This window comes from Phyllobacterium sp. P5_D12 (assembly GCF_054049495.1).
The window spans coordinates 1-2837 of sequence record NZ_JBFUMG010000562.1 but is presented as its reverse complement, the minus strand read 5'-3'; the positions used below and the strand labels follow the sequence as shown (position 1 = coordinate 2837).

Annotated in this window: 3 protein-coding genes; all 3 read right to left on the bottom strand. The window is 54.1% G+C overall.

Going from position 1 to position 2837, the window contains the following annotated elements; genetic code table 11:
- Positions 1-27: 27 nt before the first annotated feature.
- The 3 genes from ACXJ5O_RS23505 to ACXJ5O_RS23495 all read right to left on the bottom strand — a co-directional run bounded on the left by ACXJ5O_RS23505 (position 28) and on the right by ACXJ5O_RS23495 (position 2709).
- The gene (locus ACXJ5O_RS23505) at positions 28-1599 is read right to left on the bottom strand and encodes a GMC family oxidoreductase (RefSeq protein ID WP_457302014.1); all 1572 of its coding nucleotides are present in this window, start codon (positions 1597-1599) and stop codon (positions 28-30) included.
- A 45-nt stretch (positions 1600-1644) separates the two neighbouring features.
- Complete coding sequence (locus ACXJ5O_RS23500) at positions 1645-2217, bottom strand: gluconate 2-dehydrogenase subunit 3 family protein (RefSeq protein ID WP_457302013.1); 573 nt, start codon at positions 2215-2217, stop codon at positions 1645-1647.
- A 96-nt stretch (positions 2218-2313) separates the two neighbouring features.
- Positions 2314-2709, bottom strand: coding sequence for a VOC family protein (locus ACXJ5O_RS23495; RefSeq protein ID WP_457302012.1), 396 nt, complete (start codon positions 2707-2709; stop codon positions 2314-2316).
- Positions 2710-2837: the final 128 nt, after the last annotated feature.

The following is a 2837-nucleotide window of genomic DNA, read 5'->3' as shown; positions in this document are numbered from 1 at the left end:
CCGTCGTGCCGCCGGAAGGATTCTACGCTAGATTGTTTTCGCGGCCATCTCCTTGGCAATGTAGTCTGCTTGGCGAATTGCAAGACTGACAATCGTGAGCGTCGGGTTTTCGGCACCGCCTGTCGTGAACTGGCTGCCATCAGACACGAACAGATTCTTGATGTCGTGGCTTTGGCCGTGCTTGTTCACCACTCCATCTTTTGCCTTTTCGCTCATGCGATTTGTTCCAAGATTATGCGTCGACGGGTAAGGCGGGGTCGGGAAGACGCGGGTTGCGCCAACGGCCTCGTATAGAGCCTTGCCCTGTTCGTAGGCGTGATCCCGCATGGCTATATCGTTCTTATGGTCGCTGAAATTCACATTGGCGATGGGCAGGCCGTACTTGTCCTTCTCATCCTTGTGCAAGGTGATCCGGTTGTCTTCCTGCGGCATGTCTTCACCAACGATCCATAGACCGGCCATATTCACATATTGGTCGAGCGCTGAAGTGAAAGAACGTCCCCAGCCGCCTGGATCGAGAAAGGCCGCCATGAACGGCAGGCCGAGGGACAATGTTTCCATCTCATAACCGCCGACAAATCCCCGTGAAGGATCGTGGCGGGCCTCATCGCGAATAATACCTGCCATTGTCGTGYCGCGATACATGTGCACCGGCTTTTCGAATATGCCGTATACCKATCCGGTTGTATGGCGCATATAATTCCGCCCTACCTGACCGGATGAATTGGCAAGACCGTTGGGGAACATATTCGATTCGGAATTGAGCAACAGGCGTGGGCTTTCGATCGAATTGCCGGCAACGGCAACGATACGGGCTTTCTGCAATTGCTGCTTGCCATCTTTATCCGTGTAGAGAACGCCAGTTACCTTGCCGCTCTTGTCGTGTTCGATCTTCTGGGCCATGGAATTAGGACGAACTTCAAGCTTGCCGGTCTTTTCGCCTTTTGGAATTTCCGTATAGAGCGTCGACCACTTTGCGCCCCACTTGCAGCCCTGGAAGCAAAATCCGGTCTGCTGGCAGGACATGCGATCGTCGCGCTCGGCGGAGTTGATCGCCATATTGCCCGTGTGGCACTCCTTGTAGCCAAGTTTGTCAGCACCAGCTTTGAGTACCTTGAAATTATTGTTGCCTGGCAGACCTGCAATCCCGTTGGTGCGGGTAACGCCCATCTTGTCTTCCGCTTTGGCATAATAAGGCTCCAGCTCTGTCAACGTGATAGGCCAATCGAGCAGGCTTGCGCCTTTTACTTTGCCATAGTGGGTAAGCGCTTTGAATTCATGGTCTTGAAAACGAAGAGAAGCGCCGGCCCAGTGGGTCGTCGATCCGCCGACGGATTTGACGATCCACGCGGGAAGATTGGGAAAATCCTTGGCGACACGCCAATCGCCGGAAGTAGTCCGTTTGTCGACCCAGGCAAGCTGACCGAAACTGTCCCACTCATTGTTGGTGAAGTCTTCATATTCGCGGCGGGCACCAGCCTCTAGAATAACGACATCAATGCCTTTTTGTGCAAGTTCGTTGCCGAGCGTTCCGCCGCCCGCGCCAGAACCTATGATGACGACGACACTGTCGTCCTTAAGATCAAAAGGTGCAGCCATGGTTTCCTCCCATTAGCTTGAAAGTTCTTTGATTGCGCGTGCTGTTCACAGCCATTCGATGTCACCGAAGCCGCGGGCGATGTAGCCGCCCTTCGAATAGGACTCGCCCTCATAACCAAATAGCGGCCAGATCTCCTCCTGATTGTAGAGGCCAGTGACAAGCCCGCCGCGAACGGTTTGAAAGAAAGGCGTGTCTTGGACTTTTCGAAGGATCGCCAGCCGGTCATCTTCCCATCCGAGACCGATATAGCCGCCCTCGCCGGCGCGCTTATCGAGATCGGCAATGCCGTCCTCGATCATCTTCTTGGTCTTGGGGTCCTCTCCTGCCTTGGCGTCATAGGGCTTGACTGYGATGGCATAGAAGCGATCCGGAATATGGTCGTGCGGATAGATATCCCGCGCCAGCTGGATGAAAGTCGCCATTGTTTTTGGCTTGAGATTGGATGTCTCGAGACCCCAGGCAAATTCTGGATGGATGATCGAACTGCCGCTGATCACGAGGATGGCGCCGAGGCTGACCGTACCGCCTTTCAATAGATCGCGTCGCGATAATCCTTGTTTTTCAATTGGTTCCGGCGTGTCCGGCGCCGCCGCCCTGCGGTTGAAGATGGTAACCATAGACTTCCTCCCTTGCTTGCTATCGGCATTCCGGCGGGGATTTCCGTCGGATGCCCTTGCTGGCCAATGGCGTTCCTCCAACGCCATTGGCCGGTATTACAAATACCGGCCTTGTCGTTCCAAAACCTCGATCTTGTAGCCATCCGGATCTTCGACGAAAAAGAACCGAGCCAGCATTGTTCCTTCGCGTTTGAATTCCACGATATCGCGTATCTTGAGTTGCTGTGCCTTCATGCGAACGTGCTCGGCGTCTAGATCATCGACGCTAAAGGCCAAATGGCCATAGCCATCGCCAAGATCGTAGGGCTCGGTGCGCCCCTTGTTGATGGTCAGCTCAAGTTCGAAATCCGTCTCGCTGTTGCGCAAATAGACCAAGGTGAAATTGTCGAAATCGAGCCTGTCCGCTACGTTCAAACCGAATGCAGACTTATAGAACGATCTCGACCTCTCTTCGTCGAGAACACGGATCATGGAATGAATGGCTTTTGCCAAAAGCTCCTCCTAACGAACGATACGCCGCCCGAAAACTATTGTTGCAGTGCCAGGGCTTGTCGGCGATTATGAGCTTGGGAGAACAGAAGTGGTGGCAATCGGCTACCACACCGCGATACGAGCGGAAT